Source organism: Streptomyces capitiformicae, from assembly GCF_002214185.1.
In the GTDB taxonomy this organism is placed as follows: Bacteria; Actinomycetota; Actinomycetes; order Streptomycetales; family Streptomycetaceae; genus Streptomyces; species Streptomyces capitiformicae.
The window spans coordinates 350,287-372,996 of record NZ_CP022161.1 but is presented as its reverse complement, the minus strand read 5'-3'; the positions used below and the strand labels follow the sequence as shown (position 1 = coordinate 372,996).

Below are 22,710 nucleotides of genomic sequence, written 5' to 3'. Positions count from 1 at the left end.
CGGGCCTCACCCTCGGCCGGCCCGACCCCTCACTCCCAGTCCCACCCGATCCCCACCATCCCCGTCCGTACCCGTGGCTCGACGAGGTGGACCGAGCGGTGCAGCCGGCTCAGGGTGAGGGACTGGCGGCCGCTGCGGGGGGCCGCGGCCGAGTGCTGGGTGAAACGGTGGCAGCGGACCGGCAGTGCCCGTTCGTCGAAGCGCACCTGGAGGGCGTACTGGCCGCCGGCGGTGCGGAAGCCGCGGACGTACTCGGTGGAGACGCCCGCCGTGCCGTCGTCGAAGCCGTAGCGGAAGAGGAACGTATCGCCGCTGAGCAGCCGCGTGTCGAAGAGGAACTCGGCGACGAGGACCCCGGTGTCGTTGTCCCAGCGCACCCGCCCCCTGCGGCAGTTCTCCAGCGCGCGGACCGCCATCCGCTCCGGTGCGCAGCCCGGATCGCCGTGGTGGACGGCCACATAGCGGTCCACACCGTCCCTGTGGGCGCGCACGATGTGCTGGGACTCGCGCCCCAGCAGCTCCCGGCACGCGCCGACCCGTACCCGCTCGTGATGGCCGACGGTGTGCACCCCGCTGTCGAGCGGCACCTCCAACTCGCCGAGGAGGCGCTCCAGGACCCCGGAGGCCTCCACCACGGCCCGGTACGAGCGGCCGGCGGGGCGTTCCGGCCCGGCGTGCTCGTCCGCGTCGCCGAGCAGCCGTATCAGCGACTCGTCCGGCAGTTGGAGGATCTCCTCCAGGGCCCGCACCGCGCGCAGCGACTCGGGGCGCTGTGGACGCCGGGCGCCCTGCTGCCAGTAACTCAGGCTGGTGACACCGACCTTGACCCCGTAGCGCGACAAGTGGTGCTGCACGCGCTGCAGCGGCAGCCCGCGCGCGGCGATCGCGGCGCGCAGCGCGACATGGAAGGGGCCGCCGCGCAGGACCGACTCCACCTCGGCTGTGGCGTCTTCTGTCGTGGCTACCTCGGCTGTGGCGTCTTCTGTCGTGGCTACCTCGGCTGTGGCGACTCCCGTCGTGGCGACGTCCGCGACATCCGGGACGTCGGCGACCGCCGCGACGTCCGTGTGTTCTGTGACGTGCCGCATGCAGGGGCCTTTCTGTGAGGGCGCGACGGCTGGTCGGACCGCGCGGGCCGATCGGGGCGTCCGGTGGACGCGCGGGGATCCCAGGCCTGCCGGATGTCTTCACATCCGTACGACGGCGTTCCTGTCCCCGAGTTCCCCCGCATTGAAGCGTGTTGACCAAGTCCCGACAACACCTGGCGCGTGACATGGCCGGACACCACCGTCAAGATCCTCAGGTCGCCAAGGACCCGCAGTCGGGCCCCAGCAGGTCGCGCAGGGCCTGTCCCGAGAGCTTCGACTTGTGGAGGAAGCCCCGGGCGGGGCTGGCGGCGACGAGTTCCTGGACGTCGTCGAGTGGGTGTGTGGAGGTCAGGATGATGACGCAGGACGCGGTGCGCGCGAGCCGCGGCGCGAGCTCCAGTCCGCTCTCGCCGCCCAGGTCGATGTCCAACAGGACGAGGTCCGGGGCCAGTTCCACGGTCCGCGCGAGCGCCTGCGCGCCCGTGGAGGCCACGCCTACGACACGGATCCCGTCGCGTTCGAGCAGCGTGCGGGCGACCTCCAGAAACCGGGCACTGTCATCGACGATGAGACAGCGCATGGACATGCTGTCAGCCTCCCAAGGCGCTGATGGGCACACATTCCGGCTAGCGGGAAAGTGTCGCCGGGGCAGGATTCCCGTTAGCCGGGATGTGCTGAATGTGCTGAAGTCCTTTGCCGAATCGATCAGTTCATGTTCACTCAGGGAATCGAAAGCGCCACGAGCAGTAGCATGTCGCTGCTCTGGGGGCCGGGGCGTCCGGTCGAGTGGGGGTGCGCCATGAAGACACCGCGCGGAGGTGTCGGCAGACGCCGGTTCCGTCGTGCCCTGCTGTCGGGGATGTCGGCGGCCGCCTTGCTGCTGGCGGGGTGCAGCGCCGGTGACGGGGACCGGCAGGGCGAGGAGGACAAGGCGGCGGGCGACACGACCTGCGACGGCAGGATCGAGGGCACCGCGCACATCACGATGTGGTTCCACGCGGGCCAGAGCGGTGAGCAGAGCACCCTGCGCAGCCAGGTCGAGGAGTTCAACAAGGCCCAGCGGCAGGTACGGGTCGAACTGGTCACCCTGCCCGAGCAGCGCCCCTACACCGAGCTCGTGCTGTCCGCGGCGGCCAGCGGTGACCTGCCGGATCTCCTCGATTTCGACGGCCCGAACCTCTACAGCTACGCCTGGTCCGGCAAGCTCAGGCCGATCGACTCCTGCGTGCCCGCCGAAGTCCGCGAGGATCTGCTTCCCTCGATCCGGGAGCAGGGCACGTACGACCGGCGGTTGTGGGGCGTCGGCACCTTCGACTCCGGGCTCGGCCTGTACGTACGGCCGTCGGTCCTCGAGGAGGCGGGCGTCCGAATCCCCAGGGGCATCGAGGACGCCTGGACCGCCGACGAGCTGACGGGCATCCTGCGCGAGCTCCGCGCCGAGGGCTACGAGGCGCCGCTGGACCTGAACTTCCACGACTCGAAGCTCGCCGACGAGTGGAACACCTACGCCTTCGCCCCGGCCGTCTGGTCGGCGGGCGGCGACCTCATCGACCCCGAGGAGTTCCGCACTGCCGACGGCTTCCTCAACGGCCCGGAGACCGCCGGGGCGCTCACCACCATGCAGAGTTGGGTGGAGAAGGGGTACGTCGACCGGGGCAAGGACGAGAGCGCGTTCGTAAAGGGCCGCAGCCCCATCTCCTGGATGGGCCACTGGAAGTACGGCGAGTACAGCGAGGCGCACCCGGGCGACATCGCGCTCGTGCCGCTGCCCGACTTCGGCACCGGCACCGTCACCGGAATGGGATCCTGGCAGTGGGGCATCCCCTCGGGCGCGGCCGACGGCGACGCGGTGTGGCGCTTCCTCGAGTACCTGTTGCGGCCGGAGCAGGTACTCAGGATGAGCGAGGCGAACGGCGCGATCCCGGCGACCGAGAGGGCCGTGAAGATGTCGGCGCCGTACGACGAGGACGGCCCGGAGCGGTTGTTCATCGAGCAGTTGCGCGGCGGCGTCGCCCGGCCCCGGCCGCAGACCCCCGCGTACCCGGCGGTCACCCAGGCCTTCGCCCGCGCGGTCGCCGAGGTCGTCTTCGCCGGGGCTCCCGCGAAGAAGACACTGGACCAGGCGGTCGAGGACATCGACAAGGACCTGGCCGCCCACGACGGCTACCCGGAGAGCAAGCCGTGAACCGAGGACACGCCGGCGAGGACCCGCAGCGAGGACCCGCAGCGAGGACCCGCAGCGAGGACCCGCAGCGAAGACGCCTGCACTGAGGCCGCCGCACGCAAGACGCCTGTACCGAAGACGCCCTCACCCGAGATGCCCTCACCGAAGACGCCTGTACCGTCCGCGAGTTCATCGGCATGCTGAGGAAGCTGCGCAAACCGGTCCACGAGGGACCGTCGGCCCTCCGGATACCGTGGGCCGACACCGCAGAGTCGGGCAAGGGCGGGGACACGTGGACGTGAACAAGGACTCCGAGACGCCAGGGGGCACCCACGGTCGGCTCCGCGCCGCCAGGGACTCGGCCGATTGCCTCAGCCACGGCACGGCGGAACCGCACGACCCGCCCACCGCTCCCTGAGGCCGGCCATGCGCCGCTCACCTGCGCAAGGACGAGGCCCGGCTTTGCTCCGCCCACGCCCTCAAGGGCAGGGCGCCGTGCCGTTCCTGTCCCGCCTCCGCGTCGGCCCCAAGCTGATGCTGCTCGTCCTGCTGCCGGTCACCTGCCTGCTGGTGTTCACGGCCCTCGCCGCCGTGGCCCAGTGGGAGGAGGCGCGGACCCTGCGTCACTTCGACGACGCCATCGAGGTGTCGTTCGCGACCGGAGGGGTCTCCGACGCCGTCGCACACGAGCGGATCGCGGCCGTGCGGGCCCGGCTGCGCCCCGGACCGGGCACGTTGCGCGAGCGCTTCGAAGCCGAGCAGGCCACCGACAGCGCGCTGCGAGGGGCCTTCGGGCACGCTGTCGAGCGGCCGGAGGCCGACGTCGCCGGTGTCCTCGACGCCGTCCGCCGGCAACTGCACGCGCTGCGCGTCGAGACGGGCACCACCTCGCTGGAGGCGCCGGTCGTGGCCAGGAGGTACAAGGGCATCGAGACCGATCTGATCGACACCGTCGCCACCCTGGAGTCCGGGCGCCCGACCAGGGCCGCGGGCCGTGCGGCCGACGCCCACATCGCGCTGCTGCGGGCCATCGCCGCCGCCGAACGGGAACGGGCCGAACTCGCCATCCTGTTCGACGCCCCCGCCGGTGAACGCCCCACCGCCGCCGGCCGCTGGACCGAACTGGAGGACGCCCAGCTGCGGGCGTTCCGGCAGACCACGTCCCCGGAGCTGCGGTCCGAGCTGGACAGCGTCGTCTTCCAGGGCCCCGGACGCGCCGTGCGCAAGGTCCGCGACATGCTCGCCGACGCCGACCCCCGGCCCGCCGACTGGCCCTCGTACGACCGCTGGTTGGCCGACTCCGAGAGCTACGTCGACGATCTGCGCGGCATCCAGGAGCGGGCCGAGCGTGAACTCGCCGTCACCGCCGACCGCGAGCTGAGCGCCACCCGGACGCGGGCCTTCACCGAACTGGGCGTCTCCCTGGCCGTCCTGTTCCTCGTCACTCTCCTCGCGCTTGCCCTGCGCCGCTCGATCACCCGTCCCCTGGGGCAGGTGGCCGCCGGCGCCCGGGCCCTGTCGGACGGCGACCTCTCGTACGACATCCGCTACGCGGGACGCGACGAGCTCGGGGACGTCGCCGACACCTTCCGTGAGCTGCGGGTGACCACCGAACGGCTGGCCGAGCAGATCCGGGCCATGAACACGGCGATCGACGCGAACCGGCTCGAACACCGGGCCGACGTCGACTCCTTCGACGGCACCTGGGCCCAACTGCTGGGCGGCATGAACGGCACCATGGCCTCCTTCGCCGCCGCCCACGGGCGCCGCAGACGGGCCGAACAGGAACTGGAGGGCATCTTCAACCTCTCCCTGGACCTGCTGTGCATCAGCGGCATCGACGGCTACTTCAAGCGCGTCAACCCGGCCTTCGAACGCACCCTGGGGTACGTGAGCGAGACGCTGATCGCCCGGCCGTTAATGGAGTTCGTCCACGACGACGACCGGGACCGCACCCGGGAGGCCATAGAGCGGCTGGCGGGCGGCGCCGAGGTCGCCGAGTTCGTGAACCGGTACATCCGCGCGGACGGCACCGAGTGCTGGCTGCAGTGGAGCGCACGGCCGGTCCCCGAGGAAGGCCTCATCTACGCCGCAGCCCGCGACGTCACCGAGAGCCGCCGGGCCGCCCTCGAACAGACCGCGCTGCGCCGGGTCGCCACCGCGGTCGCGCGCGGTGTGCCGCCGTTCGAGGTGTTCGCCAAGGTGGCGGAGGAGGTGGGGTCCCTGCTGAGTACGGCCGCGGCCGTACTGCGCTACGAGCCGGACGGTGCCAACAAGGTCCTCGGTATCGCGCACGCCGACGTCGAGCTGAGCGCGGAGGACGCCCGCCTGGTAGGGAGTGAGGCGGCGGCGCAGGTGGTCGACGAGGTGGCCCGCACCTGGTCCGCGGCCCGGGTCGGCAGTGCCGTGGGCGCGCCCATCGTCGTCGAGGGGCGGCTGTGGGGCGTCGTCGTCGCGGCCTCGCTCCTGGACCCGCTGCCCGAGGGCACCGAATCCCGGCTCGCCGACTTCACCGAACTGATCGCCACCGCCGTCGCCAACGCCGACAGCCGCGACCAGCTGAGAGCCTCACGCGCGCGTGTCGTGGCCGCCGGGGACGCCTCCCGGCGCCGTATCGAACGCGACCTGCACGACGGTGTCCAGCAGCGCCTGGTCTCCCTCCAACTGGAGCTGCGGATGGCGGAGTCCCTGGTCGAGGACGCCTCGTCGGAACTGGCCCGGCAACTGGCACACCTGGGAAAGGGCCTCGACGACACCTTCCAGGACCTCCTCCAGGTGGCCCGGGGCATCCACCCGGCCGTGCTCTCCAAGGGCGGCCTCGGCCCCGCCCTGCGCGCCCTTGCCCGCCGCTGCGCCATACCCGTCGAACTCGACCTGCGGCTCTCCACCGCCCGCTTCCCGGAACAGGCCGAGGTGGCCGCGTACTACGTCATCTCGGAGTGCCTGACCAACGCCGTCAAGCACGCACGCGCGAGCGTGGTGACCGTGGCGGCCGAGGACCAGCAGGGTGTCCTGGAACTGATCGTCCGCGACGACGGCGTCGGGGGAGCCGAGCCGGACAAGGGCTCGGGGTTGATCGGACTGATCGACCGCGTCGAGGCGATCGGCGGCCGGCTGACCGTCGCCAGCCCGCCGGACAGCGGTACGACGATGACGGTACGGCTCCCCGTCACACCGCCGCCGGATACGGAGAGTCACGCATGACCGCCCGGCGCGTACGCGGCGGAGTCCTCTTCAAGGGGGGAGTCGGGGACTCGGCACGCGTACGGTCCGGGCGGTCGGGTCGGACGGCGGAGACTGCCGTCTGACTTCGAGCATGGCGCTCAAACGTTCCGGTGTCCTCCCGGCCTTCCCCCAACTAGGCTTCCGGCTAGCCGTAAGTCCCCAGTTCGGGCAGGCTGTTGGGACGAACCGGACAGGTCGGGCAAGGGGGAAGGCCGAGACCATGGACGCCGATCAGCATCCAGGGCGCGGACGGGTGGTGCTCGCCGATGACGACGTGCTCCTTCGGGAGGGACTGGCGAGCCTCTGCGAGCGCGTCGGCTACGAGGTGGTGGGGCAGGCCGGGGACGCCGACGGGCTCATGGACCTGGTCGAGGCGGAGCAGCCGGACATCGCGATCATCGACATCCGGATGCCGCCGACCCAGTCGACCGAGGGGCTGAAGGTGGCCCGCGAGATCCGGGAGCGGTATCCGGCGGTCGGGATCCTGGTCTTGTCGGCGTTCGTCGAGGTCGAGGATGCGTTGGAGCTGCTGGCCGGTGGGCGCAGCATCGGGTATCTGCTCAAGAGCCGGATCACTGTCGTGGACGAGTTCCTGGAGACGTTGGACCGGATCCGGCGGGGTGGGGCCGTGGTCGATCCGTCCCTGGTGCAGGAACTGGTCGCCGCGCAGCGGCGGGATGACCCCTTGTCGATGCTGAGCAATCGGGAGCGGGAGGTTCTCGGCCTGATGGCCGAGGGGCGGTCCAATGCGGGGATCGGGAAGCGGTTGTGGGTGACTGAGGGCACGGTCGAGAAGCATGTGCGGAGCATTCTGGGCAAGCTGCGGTTGCCTGAGGAGCCGGATGATCACCGGCGGGTGCTGGCTGTGCTGACGTTCTTGGAGACGCGCTAGTTTTTTGGGGACGCGCCAATAGCTCAGGGCTTCATGTCGTCCGGCGGCTGTGGGTCCGTCGTGGCCGGTCGCGCCCACGCGGCGGAGCCGCATATCGATACAGCCCCGCGCCCGTTCAGGGCGCGGCCCCCTTGTTGTCACTCCCCGCCAGTAGGGTGTGGAGCATGGCCGATCCCTCCAGCTATCGCCCCAGTCCGGGGCAGATCCCGGACTCTCCCGGGGTGTACAAGTTCCGTGACGAGCACCGTCGGGTGATCTACGTCGGGAAGGCGAAGAGCCTGCGCCAGCGCCTGGCGAACTACTTCCAGGACCTGGCCGGCCTCCACCCGCGCACCCGGACGATGGTCACCACGGCCGCCTCCGTGGAGTGGACGGTGGTGTCCACGGAGGTCGAGGCGCTGCAGCTGGAGTACTCCTGGATCAAGGAGTTCGACCCCCGGTTCAACGTCAAGTACCGCGACGACAAGAGCTACCCGTACCTCGCGGTCACCATGAACGAGCAGTACCCGCGCGTGCAGGTGATGCGCGGTCACAAGAAGAAGGGCGTCCGGTATTTCGGGCCGTACGCGCACGCGTGGGCCATCCGTGACACGGTCGATCTGCTGCTGCGGGTCTTCCCGGTGCGCACCTGCTCGGCCGGTGTCTTCAAGAACGCGGCCCGCACCGGCCGGCCCTGTCTGCTCGGCTACATCGGCAAGTGCTCGGCGCCCTGCGTGGAGCGGATCTCCGCCGAGGACCACCGTGAACTGGCCGAGGACTTCAGCGACTTCATGGCCGGGCGCACGGGCACGTACATCCGGCGCCTCGAGAAGCAGATGATGGACGCGGCCGAGGAGATGGAGTACGAGCGGGCCGCCCGGCTGCGTGACGACATCGAGGCCCTGAAGAAGGCCATGGAGAAGAACGCGGTCGTGCTCGCCGACGCGACCGACGCCGACCTGATGGCCGTCGCCGAGGACGAACTGGAGGCGGCCGTCCAGATCTTCCACGTACGCGGCGGACGCGTGCGCGGCCAGCGTGGCTGGGTCACCGACAAGGTCGAGGCCGTCACCACCAGTGACCTCGTCGAACACGCCCTCCAGCAGCTCTACGGCGAGGAGACGGGCGACTCCGTGCCCAAGGAAGTCCTCGTCCCGGCGCTGCCCGACCCCGTCGGACCGGTCCAGGAGTGGCTCACCGGGCGCCGCGGGTCCAACGTCTCCCTGCGCATCCCGCAGCGGGGCGACAAGAAGGCGCTCATGGAGACCGTGCAGCGCAACGCCCAGCAGTCCCTCGTCCTGCACAAGACCAAGCGCGCCTCCGACCTCACCACCCGCTCCCGTGCCCTGGAGGAGATCGCAGAGGCCCTCGACCTGGACAGCGCCCCGCTGCGGATCGAGTGCTACGACATCTCCCACCTGCAGGGCGAGGACGTCGTGGCGTCGATGGTCGTCTTCGAGGACGGGCTGGCCCGCAAGAGCGAGTACCGGCGCTTCCAGATCAAGGGTCGTGTCGGAGACACGCAGATCTGGCACGGCGAGGGCCAGGACGACGTCCGGTCCATGCACGAGGTCATCGCCCGCCGCTTCAAGCGGTACCTCGCCGAGAAGGAGAAGACCGGCGAGTGGGTGGAGGACGCCGACGAGTCCGCAGAAGCCGGGGATGGCCTCGGCGGCCCCGCGAACGGCCTCAAGGACGACGACGGCCGCCCCAAGCGCTTCGCCTATCCGCCCCAGCTCGTCGTCGTCGACGGCGGGCAGCCCCAGGTGGCCGCCGCCCGGCGGGCCCTCGACGAGCTGGGCATCGACGACATCGCCGTGTGCGGCCTCGCCAAGCGCCTGGAGGAGGTCTGGGTGCCCGGCGAGGACGACCCGGTGGTCCTGCCCCGCACCAGCGAGGGGCTGTATCTGCTCCAGCGCGTCCGTGACGAGGCCCACCGCTTCGCCATCACCTACCAGCGCACCAAGCGGGCCAAGCGCTTCCGGGCCAGCCCCCTGGACGACGTACCGGGGCTCGGCGACACCCGCAAGCAGGCCCTGCTCAAGCACTTCGGCTCGCTCAAGAGGCTGCGTGCCGCGACGATCGACCAGATCTGCGAGGTCCCCGGCATAGGCCGCAAGACGGCCGAGACGATCGCCGCGGCCCTCGCCCAGGCGGCTCCGGCCGCACCCGCCGTGAACACGGCCACTGGGGAGATCATGGAGGATGAGGAGCCCGGTACGACGGCGGACCCCTCTGGGGAGCCCGTGGCCGCGGGCTCCCCGGACCGGCGGCGAGGGCAGGAGACATGACCGAGCACGACGAGCGCCCAGAACTCCCGGAGCGCCCAGAGCGTCCGGAAGCACAGCACCAAGAGCACACAGCGGAGCGCGGGGAAGCCCAGATCGCGGCGGGTGACCATGCCTCGCAGCACCCAGCGCCACAGGAAGACGGAGCACACGTGAGTACGGGCATCGAAACACCCGGGGTCCCCGAGGCGGCCATCCCCGAGCTGGTCATCATCTCCGGTATGTCCGGCGCCGGACGGTCGACGGCCGCCAAGTGTCTGGAGGACCTCGGCTGGTTCGTCGTCGACAACCTGCCGCCCGCGCTGATCCCCACCATGGTGGAGCTCGGCGCCCGCTCCCAGGGCAACGTGGCGCGGATCGCGGTCGTCGTCGACGTCCGCGGCCGCCGCTTCTTCGACAACCTCCGCGACTCCCTCGCCGACCTGGAGACCAAGAACGTCACCCGGCGGATCGTCTTCCTGGAGTCCTCCGACGACGCCCTCGTCCGCCGCTTCGAGTCGGTGCGCCGCCCGCACCCCCTCCAGGGCGACGGCCGCATCACCGACGGCATCGCCGCCGAGCGCGAGCTGCTGCGCGAGCTGCGCGGCGACGCCGACCTGGTGATCGACACCTCCAGCCTGAACGTGCACGAGCTGCGGGCCAAGATGGACGCCCAGTTCGCCGGCGAGGAGGAGCCCGAGCTGCGGGCCACCGTCATGTCCTTCGGCTTCAAGTACGGCCTCCCCGTCGACGCCGACCTGGTCGTGGACATGCGCTTCCTGCCCAACCCGCACTGGGTCCCGGAGCTGCGCCCGTACACCGGCCTCAACGAGGAGGTCTCCGCGTACGTCTTCAACCAGCCCGGTGCCAAAGAGTTCCTCGACCGCTACACCGAGCTGCTCCAGATGATCGCCGCCGGCTACCGCCGCGAGGGCAAGCGGTACGTGACGATCGCGGTCGGCTGCACCGGAGGCAAGCACCGCTCGGTAGCCACCTCCGAGAAGCTCGCCGCCCGCCTCGCCTCCCAGGGCGTCGAGACCGTGGTCGTACACCGGGACATGGGGCGCGAGTGACCGGACGTGCTGCGCTGCGGCTGAGCAGGCTGCGCCGGGTCACCCCCGAGGGCCGCGCCGACCGGCCCGCCGAGGCGAGGGGGGCGAGGCCCCGCCGCCGGGGCGCCCAGCCCAAGGTCGTCGCGCTCGGCGGCGGCATGGGCCTGTCCGCCTCGCTCGCCGCCCTGCGCCGGATCACCGGCGACCTCACCGCCGTCGTCACCGTGGCCGACGACGGCGGCTCCAGCGGACGCCTCCGCGACGAGCTGGGCGTGCTGCCGCCCGGCGACCTGCGTAAGGCCCTGGCCGCGCTGTGCGGCGACGACGACTGGGGCCAGACCTGGGCCCGCGTCATCCAGCACCGCTTCCAGTCCCAGGGCGCCCTGCACGAACACGCGGTCGGCAATCTGCTGATCGTCGCCCTGTGGGAGCAGCTCGGCGACCATGTCCAGGCCCTCGACCTGGTCGGCAAGCTGCTGGGTGCCCAGGGCCGCGTCCTGCCCATGTCGGCCGTACCGCTGGAGCTCCAGGCCCTGGTCAAGGGCCACGACCCGGCCCGCCCCGACGAGGTCGACACCGTACGGGGGCAGGCCACCGTCGCGCTCACGCCCGGCGATGTGCAGTCCGTGCACGTCGTGCCGCACGACCCGCCCGCCGTGCCCGAGGCCGTGGCGGCGGTCCGCGACGCCGACTGGGTGGTGCTCGGCCCCGGCTCCTGGTTCTCCTCGGTGATCCCGCACCTGCTCGTGCCCGAGCTCCTCGACGCCCTCACCGAGACCAAGGCCCGGCTCGTGCTGTCGCTGAACCTCGCCCCGCAGCCGGGAGAAACCGATGGCTTCTCCCCGCAGCGTCATTTGGAGGTTTTGGCACGACACGCCCCTAAACTCGCCCTGGACGTGGTGCTGGCCGACGAGGCCGCCGTGCCCGACCGCGACTCCCTGACCGACGCCGCCGAACGGTTCGGTGCCGCGGTCGAGCTGGCGCCGGTGGCCCGGACCGATGGATCTCCGCGGCACGATCCGGAGCTGTTGGCCGCCGCGTACGACCGTATTTTTCGGATGCATGGAAGGATCGGCCCATGGCGATGACGGCAGCGGTGAAGGACGAGATCTCCCGGCTACCCGTCACCCGGACCTGCTGCAGAAAGGCGGAGGTCTCGGCGATCCTGCGGTTCGCGGGCGGGCTGCACCTGGTGAGCGGCCGCATCGTGATCGAGGCGGAGCTGGACACCGCGATGGCGGCCCGCCGCCTGAAGCGGGACATCCTGGAGATCTTCGGCCACAGCTCCGAACTGATCGTGATGGCCCCCGGTGGCCTGCGCCGGGGCTCGCGCTATGTCGTGCGCGTGGTCGCCGGCGGCGACCAGCTGGCCCGCCAGACGGGTCTGGTGGACGGCCGGGGCCGCCCCATCCGGGGCCTGCCCCCGCAGGTCGTCTCCGGTGCCACCTGTGACGCCGAGGCGGCCTGGCGTGGTGCGTTCCTGGCACACGGCTCCCTCACGGAGCCCGGACGCTCGTCCTCCCTGGAGGTGACCTGCCCGGGCCCGGAGGCGGCCCTCGCACTGGTCGGCGCGGCCCGGCGGCTGTCGATCGCCGCGAAGGCCCGCGAGGTACGGAGCGTGGACCGGGTCGTCGTACGGGACGGGGACGCGATCGGCGCGCTCCTCACCCGCCTCGGCGCCCACGAGTCCGTGCTGGCCTGGGAGGAGCGGCGGATGCGCCGCGAGGTCCGCGCCACGGCGAACCGGCTCGCCAACTTCGACGACGCCAATCTGCGCCGCTCGGCCCGCGCAGCCGTCGCCGCCGGTGCCCGCGTGGGCCGCGCCCTGGAGATCCTCGGTGACGACGTCCCCGAGCACCTCGCGGCCGCCGGCCGGCTGCGCATGGAGCACAAGCAGGCCTCCCTGGAGGAGCTGGGCGCGCTCGCCGATCCGCCGCTCACCAAGGACGCCGTCGCGGGCCGGATCCGCCGGCTGCTGGCCATGGCCGACAAGCGCGCCTCGGACCTGGGCATCCCGGGGACCGAGGCCAGCCTCACCGAGGACATGGCTGAAAACCTCGTCGGGTGACGACCCGTCAGTAGATCGGCGGACGGTTCAACACGCCGGTGCCGACGCCCAGTTGGGCGGTCGGCACCGGCGTTTCGCATCCGGCGTGAAATCCTTGTGTGGCCTGTGTTACACCCTTGACTTGATCCAGAACTGACATGAGCCTGGCGTCAGTTCGCCACTGTGGCGAACCACTGCAAGGGGGGCTCATGAGACCAAGAGCTGGAACGATCCTTGCCGCGGGCGTGCTCCTGCTCGGTGGCGGCGCAGGACTCGCACCGCTGGCGCAGGCGGCCGACAGCGGCACTTCCACCGACGCGGACGAACTCAAGGTCTTCCGCGCCGAGGTGACGAAAAAGCAGGTACCTCTGCTGCTGGCGGCCGGGCAGGACGGCCATGAACTCAGCGAGACGGTACCGGAGAAGGGCACCGCGGCGGTCGAGGTCTACCTCACCGACAAGCAGGCGGAGGCCCTGGAGAAGCAGGGCGTCGACCTCGACGAGCACCAGCTCACCAAGAAGGCCCAGGCGCGGGTGGCCGCCGCCGGTGACGGGGTCTACCGCCCGTACAGCGGCGCGGGCAACATCAAGGAGGAGATCATCCGGACGGGCCGGGAGAACCCGTCCCTGACCAAGGTGGTCTCGATAGGCAAGTCCCTCCAGGGACAGGACATCCTCGCGGTCAAGGTCACCAAGAACGCGAAGAAGACCAAGGACGGTGCCAAGCCCTCCGTCCTGTACCTGTCCAACCAGCACGCGCGTGAGTGGATCACGCCGGAGATGACCCGGCGGCTGATGCACCACTACCTGGACAACTACAAGACGGACAAGCGGATCAAGAAGATCGTCGACACCACCGAGCTGTGGTTCGTGATCTCCGCCAACCCGGACGGCTACGACTTCACGCACCGGCCCGACGGCAACCGTCAGTGGCGCAAGAACCTGCGGGACATCAACGGCGACGGCTCCATAGCGATCGGCGACGGCGTCGACCTCAACCGCAACTTCGCCTACAAGTGGGGCTACGACGACGAGGGTTCGTCCCCGTTCCCCACCAACGAGACCTACCGCGGCGGCGGCCCCAACTCCGAGCCCGAGACGCGGGCACTGGACGCCTTCGAGAAGCGCATCGGCTTCGAGTACGGCATCAACTACCACTCGGCCGCCGAGCTCATCCTCTACGGGGTCGGCTGGCAGGTGGCGAGCCCCACCCCGGACGACGTGCTCTACGAGTCGCTGGCCGGTACCCCGGAGAAGCCCGCCATCCCCGGCTACCGCCCCCAGCTCTCCTCCGAGCTGTACACCACCAACGGTGAGGCGAACGGGCACGCGTCCAACGTCAACGGCGCGGCGTTCTTCACCCCCGAGATGTCGACGTGCCAGACCGCGTCGAACATCGACCCGGACGACGCCTGGAAGCCCGAGGACTGCGCCTCGGTCTTCACGTTCCCGGACGACGAGAAGCTGATCCAGCAGGAGTTCGAGAAGAACATCCCGTTCGCGCTCTCCCTCGCCGAGTCCGCCGTCAGGCCCGACCAGCCGAAGTCCTCGGTCGGCATCGACGCCCCCGACTTCACCCCGGCGCCCTTCACCACGTCGTACTCGCGCGGCGCCGACCAGGAGATCTCCGTCGTCGTACGCAAGTCCGTGCGCGACAAGGAGATGAAGTACCGCGTCAACGGCGGCCGCACCCACGAGCGGACGCTCAAGGCCTGGAAGGGCGGCGAGACGTTCGGCGGTGAGGACAACCTCTACTTCGACGAGTACCGGGCCAAGGTGCGGCACGGCGAGCCCGGCGACAAGGTCCAGGTCTGGTTCACCGGCAAGACGAAGAGCGGCAAGCCCACCCGTAGCGAGCGCTTCACGTACAAGATCGCCGAGCGGCCCAAGGCCGACACGCTCGTCGTCGCCGAGGAGGGCGCCACCGCGACCCAGGCGCGGACCTACGTGGACGCGCTGAAGGCCAACGGCAAGAAGGCGCTCGTCTGGGACGTCGCGACCCTGGGCGCCCCCGACGCGCTCGGCGTACTGAAGCACTTCAAGCGGGTCGTGCACTACACGGGCGCCGTCCGCCCGGGCGTGGCCACCCAGCTCGAACTGCGCGCCTACCTCAACGAGGGCGGCAAGCTGATCGAGTCCGGTGAGAGCGCCGGCGGCGCCGTCGACCTCGGCGGCGGCACCCTGTCGAACGACTTCAGCCAGTACTACCTGGGCGCCTACAGCCGTACGTCCCTGCCGAACGCCACCTCCTTCGCGGGCAGCGGCAGGCTCGGCGGCTTCACGGGAGCGCTCGGCGGCGCGCCGGGCAACCCGCTGGACACCGCCGGATCGTTCGGCCTCACCTCGGACGCCCTGCCCGTGGAGACGTTCCCGCAGTTCAAGAGCGCGGGGGCGGGCCAGTACCCCGGGACCGTCAACCCGTACGGCCCCTATGAGGGCGCGTCCATGGCCGCCGTCACGCACTCCGACTACGCCTGGAACCGCCTCACCCGCACCATCGACCTCACCTCGGTGAGCGCCGCCGACAAGCCCACCCTGCGCACCCAGCTCCTGTGGAACACGGAGGAGGGCTACGACCACGCGGTCCTGGAGGCGCACACGGCCGGGGCGGACGACTGGACCACGCTGCCGGAGGCCGGCGGCGCCACCTCCACCGCCGTGCCCACCGAGTGCGAGGCCGGGTACCTCATCAAGGCCCACCCGGCCCTGAAGCGGTACCTGACCGCGGGCTCCGGCAGCTGCGCGCCCACCGGCACCAGCGGCTCCTGGAACAGCTTCACCGGGGCGTCCGACGGCTGGCAGCAGGTCGAGTTCGATCTGTCCGCGTACGCCGGCAAGAGGGTCGAGGTGTCGCTGAGCTACATCACCGACCCCGGCTCCGGCGGTCGCGGTCTCCTCGCCGACAACGCCACGGTCGTCACCGGCGGCACGGCCGGTCCCGTCGAGGGCTTCGAGACCTCCCTCGGTACCTGGGCCACCCCCGGCGCGCCCGAGGGCAGCCCGGCGGTCGTGAAGGACTGGGGTCTGTCGGGTGAACTCTTCAAGACATACGGAGCGGTCACCACGGACGACACCGTGCTGCTGGGCTTCGGCCTGGAACAGGTCACCTCGGCGGTCGACCGCAAGGCACTCCTCGGCAAGGCACTGGCGGCCCTGAAGGGCTGAGGAAGCAGAAGGCGAGAACCGTGAGAATCCGGATGAAGCGCCCCTCCTGAACGTCTGAAATCAGATGATCGGATGGGTGCTCAAAAGGTAATCACCTTGCAAAACCTGGGCGGTCCGTATCCCTACTGGCGGGTACGGGCCGCACCGCCATGTATAGGGCATCTCGATGTCACCGGACGGGCCCTGGGGAGGTAGGGTCGTAGGCGGTCGGGGACATCCCATACAGCTCGCCGGCACTGAGCCGGCGTACCAACGAGGAGATCGGTTCGTGACGATCCGCGTAGGCATCAACGGCTTTGGCCGCATCGGTCGTAACTACTTCCGCGCGCTGCTGGAGCAGGGTGCAGACATCGAGATCGTGGCTGTCAACGACCTGGGTGACACCGCGACCACCGCTCACCTGCTGAAGTACGACACCATCCTGGGCCGTCTCAAGGCCGAGGTGTCGCACACCGCCGACACGATCACCGTCGACGGTCACACCATCAAGGTCCTCTCCGAGCGCAACCCCGCGGACATCCCGTGGGGCGAGCTGGGCGTCGACATCGTCATCGAGTCCACCGGCATCTTCACGAAGAAGGCCGACGCCGAGAAGCACCTGGCCGGCGGCGCCAAGAAGGTCCTCATCTCGGCTCCGGCCTCCGACGAGGACATCACCATCGTGATGGGCGTCAACCAGGACAAGTACGACGCGGCCAACCACCACGTCATCTCCAACGCGTCCTGCACCACCAACTGTGTGGCGCCGATGGCCAAGGTCCTCGACGAGGAGTTCGGCATCGTCAAGGGCCTGATGACGACCGTCCACGCGTACACCAACGACCAGCGCATCCTGGACTTCCCGCACAAGGACCTGCGCCGCGCCCGCGCCGCCGCCGAGAACATCATCCCGACCACCACCGGTGCCGCGAAGGCCACCGCCCTGGTCCTCCCGCAGCTCAAGGGCAAGCTGGACGGCATCGCCATGCGCGTCCCGGTTCCGACCGGCTCGGTCACCGACCTGGTCATCGAGCTGGACCGCGAGGTCACCAAGGACGAGGTCAACAACGCCTTCCAGAAGGCCGCCGAGGGCCAGCTCAAGGGCATCCTCGAGTACACCGCGGACCCGATCGTGTCCTCGGACATCGTGAACTGGCCGGCCTCCTGCACCTTCGACTCCTCCCTGACCATGGTCCAGGGCAAGTCCGTCAAGGTCGTCGGCTGGTACGACAACGAGTGGGGCTACTCCAACCGCCTCGTCGACCTCACGGTCTTCGTGGGCAACCAGCTCTGATCGGCAGAGCAGGCACTTGATGTGACGGCAGGGCTCGGGCGGCGCAGTGACGCGCCGCCCGGGCCCTGACTCACGTGCAGATCAGCCCTCTTAAGATCACGAGCACCACGAGTCCTCCCTCAGGAGCCCCTTTCCATGAAGACGATCGACGAACTCCTCGCCGAAGGGGTCACGGGCAAGCGGGTCTTCGTCCGCGCCGACCTCAATGTGCCGCTGTCCGGCACCACCATCACCGACGACGGCCGCATCCGCGCCGTACTGCCCACCGTGAAGGCGCTGGCCGAGGCGGGCGCTCGCGTGGTCGTCGCCTCGCACCTGGGCCGCCCCAAGGGCGCCCCGGACCCGGCCTTCTCGCTCGCCCCGGCAGCCGCCCGCCTCGGTGAACTCCTCGGCGTCGAGGTCCAGTTCGCCACGGACACGGTCGGCGAGTCCGCCGCCTCCACCGTCGCGGGCCTCACCGACGGCCAGGTCGCCGTCGTCGAGAACCTGCGCTTCAACGCCGGTGAGACGGCCAAGGACGACGCCGAGCGCGGCGCCTTCGCGGACCGGCTCGCCGCCCTCGCCGACGTCTACGTGGGCGACGGCTTCGGTGCGGTGCACCGGGGGCACGCCTCGGTCTTCGACCTGCCGGCCCGGCTGCCGCACTACGCCGGGTACCTCATCGCCACCGAGGTCGGCGTCCTGAAGAAGCTCACCGAGGACGTCCAGCGTCCCTACGTGGTCGCCCTCGGCGGCGCCAAGGTCTCCGACAAGCTCGCCGTCATCGACCAGCTGCTCGGCAAGGCCGACCGCATCCTCATCGGCGGCGGCATGGCGTACACCTTCCTCAAGGCCAAGGGCCTTGAGATCGGCAGCTCCCTGCTCCAGGAGGACCAGCTCGGCGCGGTCGCCGAGTACCTGGAGCGCGCGGAGAAGACCGGTGTCGAGCTGGTCCTGCCCGTCGACGCCGTGGTCGCGCCCGCGTTCCCGGACCTGAAGAGCAAGGATCCGGCCGACGCCACCGCGGTCGTCGCGGACGCCATGCCGACCGACCAGATGGGCCTGGACATCGGTCCGGAGTCCCGCAAGCTGTACGCCTCGAAGATCGCCGACGCCGCCACCGTCTTCTGGAACGGCCCCATGGGCGTCTTCGAGCACCCCGATTTCGCCGAGGGCACCAAGGCGGTCGCCCAGGCACTCCTCGACTCCCAGGCCTTCACGGTCGTCGGCGGCGGAGACTCCGCCGCGGCCGTGCGCATCCTGGGCTTCGACGAGAACGCATTCGGCCACATCTCGACCGGTGGCGGCGCCTCCCTCGAATACCTCGAGGGCAAGACGCTCCCCGGCCTCGCCGCACTGGAGGACTGACCTTTGAGCACGCGTACGCCGCTGATGGCGGGCAACTGGAAGATGAACCTCAACCACCTGGAGGCCATCGCCCACGTCCAGAAGCTCGCCTTCGCCCTCGCCGACAAGGACTACGAGGCCTGTGAGGTCGCGGTCCTGCCGCCCTTCACCGACCTGCGCTCGGTCCAGACCCTGGTCGACGGCGACAAGCTCAAGATCAAGTATGGTGCCCAGGACCTCTCGGCCCACGACTCCGGCGCCTACACCGGCGAGATCTCCGGCCCGATGCTGGCCAAGCTCAAGTGCACCTTCGTGGCGATCGGCCACTCCGAGCGCCGCCAGTACCACGACGAGACCGACGAGATCGTCAACGCCAAGGTCAAGGCCGCCTTCAAGCACGGCCTGACCCCGATCCTGTGCGTCGGCGAGGAGCTGGAGGTCCGCGAGGCGGGCAACCACGTCGCCCACACCCTCGCCCAGGTCGAGGGCGGCCTCAAGGACGTCCCCGCCGAGCACGCCGAGACCATCGTGATCGCCTACGAGCCCGTCTGGGCCATCGGCACCGGCAAGGTCTGCGGCGCCGAGGACGCCCAGGAGGTGTGTGCCGCCATCCGGGCCAAGCTCGTCGAGTTGTACGGCCAGGAGCTGGCCGACCAGGTCCGCATCCAGTACGGCGGCTCCGTCAAGGCCGGCAACGTCGCCGAGATCATGGCCCAGGCCGACATCGACGGCGCCCTCGTCGGTGGCGCGTCGCTGGACGCGGACGAGTTCGTCAAGATCGTGCGCTTCCGCGACCAGTGAGCCGCCGGGGCGCGGCCGGTGTCGAGAGGACGAGCGCGCGGAGGCCCGAAGGGCTGAGCACGGTCGGCCTCTCGACACCGGATTGAGCGCCCCGGCGGCGAACCGAAGAGCAGCGAGTATGCGGTAGCGGCGGAACGTCGTACCCTTGCGGGGGCATGGCGCTGCCGCCATGCCCCTGTCGTCCATCCAGATCCGAGGAAGTTGGTCCAGCCGTGGTTATGGGGTTCTCGATCGCCCTGATCGTCTTCAGCGGCCTGCTGATGCTGCTGGTGCTGATGCACAAGGGCAAGGGCGGCGGCCTCTCCGACATGTTCGGTGGCGGCATGCAGTCGTCCGTCGGCGGCTCCTCGGTCGCCGAGCGCAACCTCGACCGGATCACCGTCGTGGTCGGTCTGCTGTGGTTCGCGTGCATTGTCGTACTCGGCATCCTGATGAAGGTCAACAACTGACCTGCGTCACGGACGCACAATCCGTACGTAAAGCCCCATGCTGGGTACGCGACTTCGAGCGCGGCTTATCATGGGGCTTGCGTCTGTGTGCGGGATGTAACTCCAATCACTGGACGCGCGTTGGGCCTTACGTAGACTGAGGCGCTCGCAGCGAAGCGAAACGCCGACTCGCTTCGCCGCACCATCACGCAGGGAGTTACACCGTGGCAAGTGGCAACGCGATCCGAGGAAGCCGGGTCGGGGCGGGGCCGATGGGCGAAGCCGAGCGCGGCGAGTCCGCACCCCGGCTGCGCATCTCCTTCTGGTGCTCCAACGGACACGAGACCCAGCCGAGCTTCGCCAGCGACGCGCAGGTCCCCGAGACCTGGGACTGCCCGCGCTGCGGCTTCCCGGCCGGACAGGACCGGGACAACCCGCCGGACCCACCGCGCACCGAGCCCTACAAGACGCACCTCGCGTATGTGCGGGAGCGCCGCAGCGACGCCGACGGCGAGGCCATCCTCGCCGAGGCACTCGCCAAGCTGCGGGGCGAGATCTAGAAGTCGACACCGGCCGGGCACCAAAGGGTGCCTGGCCGGACGCGTTTACGGCGGCTGTGGCGCTCGACCATGCCCGGATCGCTGCCTGGATCGCCTGTTGATCGCGCCGGCCCTGGTGGACGTATCTGTTGTTGTGCTCTGTTGTTGTGCTCTGTTGTTGAGCCGGGCGACGACGAGGCGACTGTTTCTGTTTCCTTGTGCTCCATTAAGTTGGACCGGCAGCGGGGCAAGGCACGCAGGCAGGACCAGGTAGGAAAGAAGGCTGAAGTCCGAGATGAACGCAGGAAGCCGTACCAGGCTCAACCAGAGGCCCGAGTGGACGGCGCTGGCCGAGCATCGGGAGCAGCTGGGTGATGTGCAGCTGCGAGAGCTGTTCGCGGCCGACCCCGGGCGTGGCGCCGGGTACACGCTGGAGGTCGGCGATCTGCATGTCGACTACTCCAAGCACCTGGTCACGGACGAGACGCTGCGGCTGCTGCGCGAGCTGGCCGCCGCGACCGACGTGTTCGGGCTGCGGGACGCCATGTTCCGCGGCGAGAGGATCAACACCACCGAGGACCGGGCGGTGCTGCACACCGCACTGCGCGCCCCGCGTGACGCGGTGGTCGAGGTCGACGGCGAGAACGTGGTGCCGGGCGTGCACGCGGTGCTCGACAAGATGACCGGCTTCGCCGAGCGCATTCGCTCCGGCGAGTGGACCGGCCACACCGGCAAGCGCATCAAGAACATCGCCAACGTCGGCATCGGCGGCTCCGACCTGGGCCCGGCGATGGCGTACGAGGTGCTGCGCTCCTACACCGATCGCGACCTGGTCGTCCGCTTCGTGTCCAACGTGGACGGGGCCGACCTGCACGAGGCCGTACGGGACCTGGACGCCGCCGAGACGCTGTTCATCATCGCCTCGAAGACGTTCACCACGATCGAGACAATCAGCAACGCCACCTCGGCGCGCGACTGGCTGCTCACCGAGCTGAAGGCCGGCTCCGAGGCCGTCGCCAAGCACTTCGTGGCGCTGTCGACGAACGCCGAGAAGGTGTCGGACTTCGGTATCGACACGGCCAACATGTTCGAGTTCTGGGACTGGGTCGGCGGGCGGTACTCGTACGACTCGGCGATCGGGCTGTCGCTGATGATCGCGATCGGTCCGGACCGCTTCCGGGAGATGCTCGACGGGTTCCGGATCGTCGACGAGCACTTCCGCACGGCGCCCGCCGAGTCCAATGTGCCGCTGCTGCTCGGCCTGTTGGGCATCTGGTACGGCAACTTCCACGACGCCCAGTCGCACGCGGTGCTGCCGTACAGCCACTACCTGTCCAAGTTCACGGCGTATCTGCAGCAGCTGGACATGGAGTCCAACGGCAAGTACGTGGGCCGGGACGGGGTCCCGGTGGAGTGGCAGACGGGCCCGGTGGTGTGGGGCACGCCGGGGACGAACGGGCAGCACGCGTACTACCAGCTGATCCACCAGGGTACGAAGCTGATCCCGGCCGACTTCATCGGTTTCGCCGAGCCGGTCGCCGAGCTCGGTGACCAGCTCAAGGCTCAGCACGACCTGCTCATGGCCAACTTCTTCGCCCAGACCCAGGCGCTGGCCTTCGGCAAGACGCCGGACGAGGTGCGGGCCGAGGGCGTGCCGGAGGAGCTGGTGCCGCACAAGACGTTCAAGGGGAACCACCCGACGACCACGATCCTGGCGAAGGAGCTCACCCCGTCGGTGCTCGGCCAGCTGATCGCGCTGTACGAGCACAAGGTGTTCGTCCAGGGCGCCGTCTGGAACATCGACTCCTTCGACCAGTGGGGCGTCGAGCTGGGCAAGGTCCTCGCCAAGCGTGTCGAACCGGCGCTGACCGAGGGAGCGGAGGTACCGGGGCTGGACGCGTCGACGCGGTCCCTGGTCGCCAAGTACCGGGAGCTGCGCGGCCGGTAGAGGACTTGGTGGTTGTGGGCAGACGGGCGGCGCCAGCCGTCCGCCTGCGACGTCCTCGGGCCGGGCCAGGCGTCCGGCAGGGGTCTGCCGCAGCAGGTTCCGGCGCTGCTCCTCCATGTCCCGGGCACCGAGTTCATGGGTTCGGTGACCGTGCGAAACCGACCAGACCCGCCTTCGCCGCCGCGTAGTTGGTCTGCCCGGCGGCGCCGTGGAGGGCCGCCGTGGAGGAGATCAGCACGATACGGCCATGGCCTTCCCGGAGCATGCCACGCACTGCGCGCTGGGCGGCGCAGCTGAGGTGCCCCGAGCCTGACGGACTGACGGACACGGACCCACGTAGGGTCGGATTCTTCGGGAATTTCGCGCTGCTGACCTTGCAGGCTCCGGTCTTTTTGGCGGAGCCTTTCACCGAGCCCCTGTTGAGGGCGTCGCCCCAGCCGTCGTATGCGGTGACCTCGACGAGACGGTTGTGGGATCCTCCGGCGCCTCCACTGCGGCGCCATGCCCCGGAACAGGC

Annotated in this window: 16 protein-coding genes and 1 pseudogene; 14 read left to right on the top strand and 3 right to left on the bottom strand. The window is 70.0% G+C overall.

The window, feature by feature from the left end; genetic code table 11:
• Positions 1 to 29: 29 nt before the first annotated feature.
• Together CES90_RS01570 and CES90_RS01565 are read right to left on the bottom strand one after the other, a co-directional pair.
• On the bottom strand, positions 30 to 1,088 hold the full coding sequence (locus CES90_RS01570) for a hypothetical protein (protein ID WP_229913689.1): 1,059 nt from the start codon (positions 1,086 to 1,088) through the stop codon (positions 30 to 32).
• A 211-nt stretch (positions 1,089 to 1,299) separates the two neighbouring features.
• Positions 1,300 to 1,674 (bottom strand): response regulator, encoded by a 375-nt coding sequence (locus CES90_RS01565; RefSeq protein ID WP_189781860.1) that lies wholly within the window; start codon positions 1,672 to 1,674, stop codon positions 1,300 to 1,302.
• A gap of 213 nt (positions 1,675 to 1,887) precedes the next feature.
• Between CES90_RS01565 and CES90_RS01560 the strand changes: the two genes are divergently transcribed.
• From CES90_RS01560 to pgi, 14 genes are all read left to right on the top strand, one after another.
• Entirely contained in the window at positions 1,888 to 3,273 is a 1,386-nt protein-coding gene (locus CES90_RS01560; RefSeq protein WP_229913690.1) for a sugar ABC transporter substrate-binding protein, read from the top strand.
• Positions 3,274 to 3,678: 405 nt separating this feature from the next.
• Positions 3,679 to 6,456, top strand: coding sequence for a nitrate- and nitrite sensing domain-containing protein (locus CES90_RS01555; RefSeq protein ID WP_189781862.1), 2,778 nt, complete (start codon positions 3,679 to 3,681; stop codon positions 6,454 to 6,456).
• A 241-nt stretch (positions 6,457 to 6,697) separates the two neighbouring features.
• Positions 6,698 to 7,369, top strand: coding sequence for a response regulator transcription factor (locus tag CES90_RS01550; protein ID WP_189781863.1), 672 nt, complete (start codon positions 6,698 to 6,700; stop codon positions 7,367 to 7,369).
• Positions 7,370 to 7,533: 164 nt separating this feature from the next.
• A complete protein-coding gene (gene uvrC / locus CES90_RS01545; protein WP_189781864.1) occupies positions 7,534 to 9,639 on the top strand; it encodes an excinuclease ABC subunit UvrC in 2,106 nt (701 codons plus the stop codon).
• Positions 9,636 to 10,688, top strand: coding sequence for an RNase adapter RapZ (gene rapZ, locus CES90_RS01540; RefSeq protein ID WP_189781865.1), 1,053 nt, complete (start codon positions 9,636 to 9,638; stop codon positions 10,686 to 10,688). Before uvrC ends, rapZ begins: the two co-directional genes overlap by 4 nt.
• Positions 10,685 to 11,755 carry a gluconeogenesis factor YvcK family protein gene (locus CES90_RS01535; protein ID WP_189781866.1) on the top strand — a complete coding sequence of 357 codons (1,071 nt, stop codon included), beginning with the start codon at positions 10,685 to 10,687 and terminating at the stop codon, positions 11,753 to 11,755. The genes rapZ and CES90_RS01535 overlap by 4 nt, the downstream gene beginning before the upstream one ends.
• Entirely contained in the window at positions 11,746 to 12,735 is a 990-nt protein-coding gene (gene whiA, locus CES90_RS01530) for a DNA-binding protein WhiA (RefSeq protein WP_149822800.1), read from the top strand. The genes CES90_RS01535 and whiA overlap by 10 nt, the downstream gene beginning before the upstream one ends.
• A gap of 188 nt (positions 12,736 to 12,923) precedes the next feature.
• A complete protein-coding gene (locus CES90_RS01525; RefSeq protein ID WP_189781867.1) occupies positions 12,924 to 15,878 on the top strand; it encodes a M14 family metallopeptidase in 2,955 nt (984 codons plus the stop codon).
• Between the two features lie 268 nt (positions 15,879 to 16,146).
• Positions 16,147 to 17,151 (top strand): type I glyceraldehyde-3-phosphate dehydrogenase, encoded by a 1,005-nt coding sequence (gap, locus tag CES90_RS01520; RefSeq protein ID WP_189781868.1) that lies wholly within the window; start codon positions 16,147 to 16,149, stop codon positions 17,149 to 17,151.
• A 135-nt stretch (positions 17,152 to 17,286) separates the two neighbouring features.
• Positions 17,287 to 18,498, top strand: coding sequence for a phosphoglycerate kinase (locus tag CES90_RS01515; RefSeq protein ID WP_189781869.1), 1,212 nt, complete (start codon positions 17,287 to 17,289; stop codon positions 18,496 to 18,498).
• A 3-nt stretch (positions 18,499 to 18,501) separates the two neighbouring features.
• Positions 18,502 to 19,278, top strand: a complete 777-nt coding sequence (gene tpiA, locus CES90_RS01510) for a triose-phosphate isomerase (RefSeq protein ID WP_189781870.1) — start codon at positions 18,502 to 18,504, stop codon at positions 19,276 to 19,278.
• 218 nt (positions 19,279 to 19,496) lie between these two features.
• Positions 19,497 to 19,727 carry a preprotein translocase subunit SecG gene (gene secG / locus CES90_RS01505; protein WP_055514354.1) on the top strand — a complete coding sequence of 77 codons (231 nt, stop codon included), beginning with the start codon at positions 19,497 to 19,499 and terminating at the stop codon, positions 19,725 to 19,727.
• Positions 19,728 to 19,978: 251 nt separating this feature from the next.
• Positions 19,979 to 20,266, top strand: a complete 288-nt coding sequence (locus CES90_RS01500; RefSeq protein ID WP_007448238.1) for an RNA polymerase-binding protein RbpA — start codon at positions 19,979 to 19,981, stop codon at positions 20,264 to 20,266.
• A gap of 274 nt (positions 20,267 to 20,540) precedes the next feature.
• The gene (gene pgi, locus CES90_RS01495; RefSeq protein WP_189781871.1) at positions 20,541 to 22,193 is read left to right on the top strand and encodes a glucose-6-phosphate isomerase; all 1,653 of its coding nucleotides are present in this window, start codon (positions 20,541 to 20,543) and stop codon (positions 22,191 to 22,193) included.
• A gap of 45 nt (positions 22,194 to 22,238) precedes the next feature.
• Here pgi and CES90_RS01490 read toward each other — a convergent pair.
• Positions 22,239 to 22,479, bottom strand: a pseudogene (locus CES90_RS01490) (SDR family NAD(P)-dependent oxidoreductase); the annotation flags it as partial.
• Positions 22,480 to 22,710: the final 231 nt, after the last annotated feature.

Bases quoted from the DNA above. Each gene is read 5' to 3' on its own strand.
- CES90_RS01570 (WP_229913689.1), bottom strand. From the start codon at position 1,088: ATGCGGCACGTCACAGAACACACGGACGTCGCGGCGGTCGCCGACGTC.
- CES90_RS01565 (WP_189781860.1), bottom strand. From the start codon at position 1,674: ATGTCCATGCGCTGTCTCATCGTCGATGACAGTGCCCGGTTTCTGGAG.
- CES90_RS01560 (WP_229913690.1), top strand. From the start codon at position 1,888: ATGAAGACACCGCGCGGAGGTGTCGGCAGACGCCGGTTCCGTCGTGCC.
- CES90_RS01555 (WP_189781862.1), top strand. From the start codon at position 3,679: ATGCGCCGCTCACCTGCGCAAGGACGAGGCCCGGCTTTGCTCCGCCCA.
- CES90_RS01550 (WP_189781863.1), top strand. From the start codon at position 6,698: ATGGACGCCGATCAGCATCCAGGGCGCGGACGGGTGGTGCTCGCCGAT.
- uvrC (WP_189781864.1), top strand. From the start codon at position 7,534: ATGGCCGATCCCTCCAGCTATCGCCCCAGTCCGGGGCAGATCCCGGAC.
- rapZ (WP_189781865.1), top strand. From the start codon at position 9,636: ATGACCGAGCACGACGAGCGCCCAGAACTCCCGGAGCGCCCAGAGCGT.
- whiA (WP_149822800.1), top strand. From the start codon at position 11,746: ATGGCGATGACGGCAGCGGTGAAGGACGAGATCTCCCGGCTACCCGTC.
- CES90_RS01525 (WP_189781867.1), top strand. From the start codon at position 12,924: ATGAGACCAAGAGCTGGAACGATCCTTGCCGCGGGCGTGCTCCTGCTC.
- CES90_RS01515 (WP_189781869.1), top strand. From the start codon at position 17,287: ATGAAGACGATCGACGAACTCCTCGCCGAAGGGGTCACGGGCAAGCGG.
- secG (WP_055514354.1), top strand. From the start codon at position 19,497: ATGGGGTTCTCGATCGCCCTGATCGTCTTCAGCGGCCTGCTGATGCTG.
- CES90_RS01500 (WP_007448238.1), top strand. From the start codon at position 19,979: ATGGGCGAAGCCGAGCGCGGCGAGTCCGCACCCCGGCTGCGCATCTCC.
- pgi (WP_189781871.1), top strand. From the start codon at position 20,541: ATGAACGCAGGAAGCCGTACCAGGCTCAACCAGAGGCCCGAGTGGACG.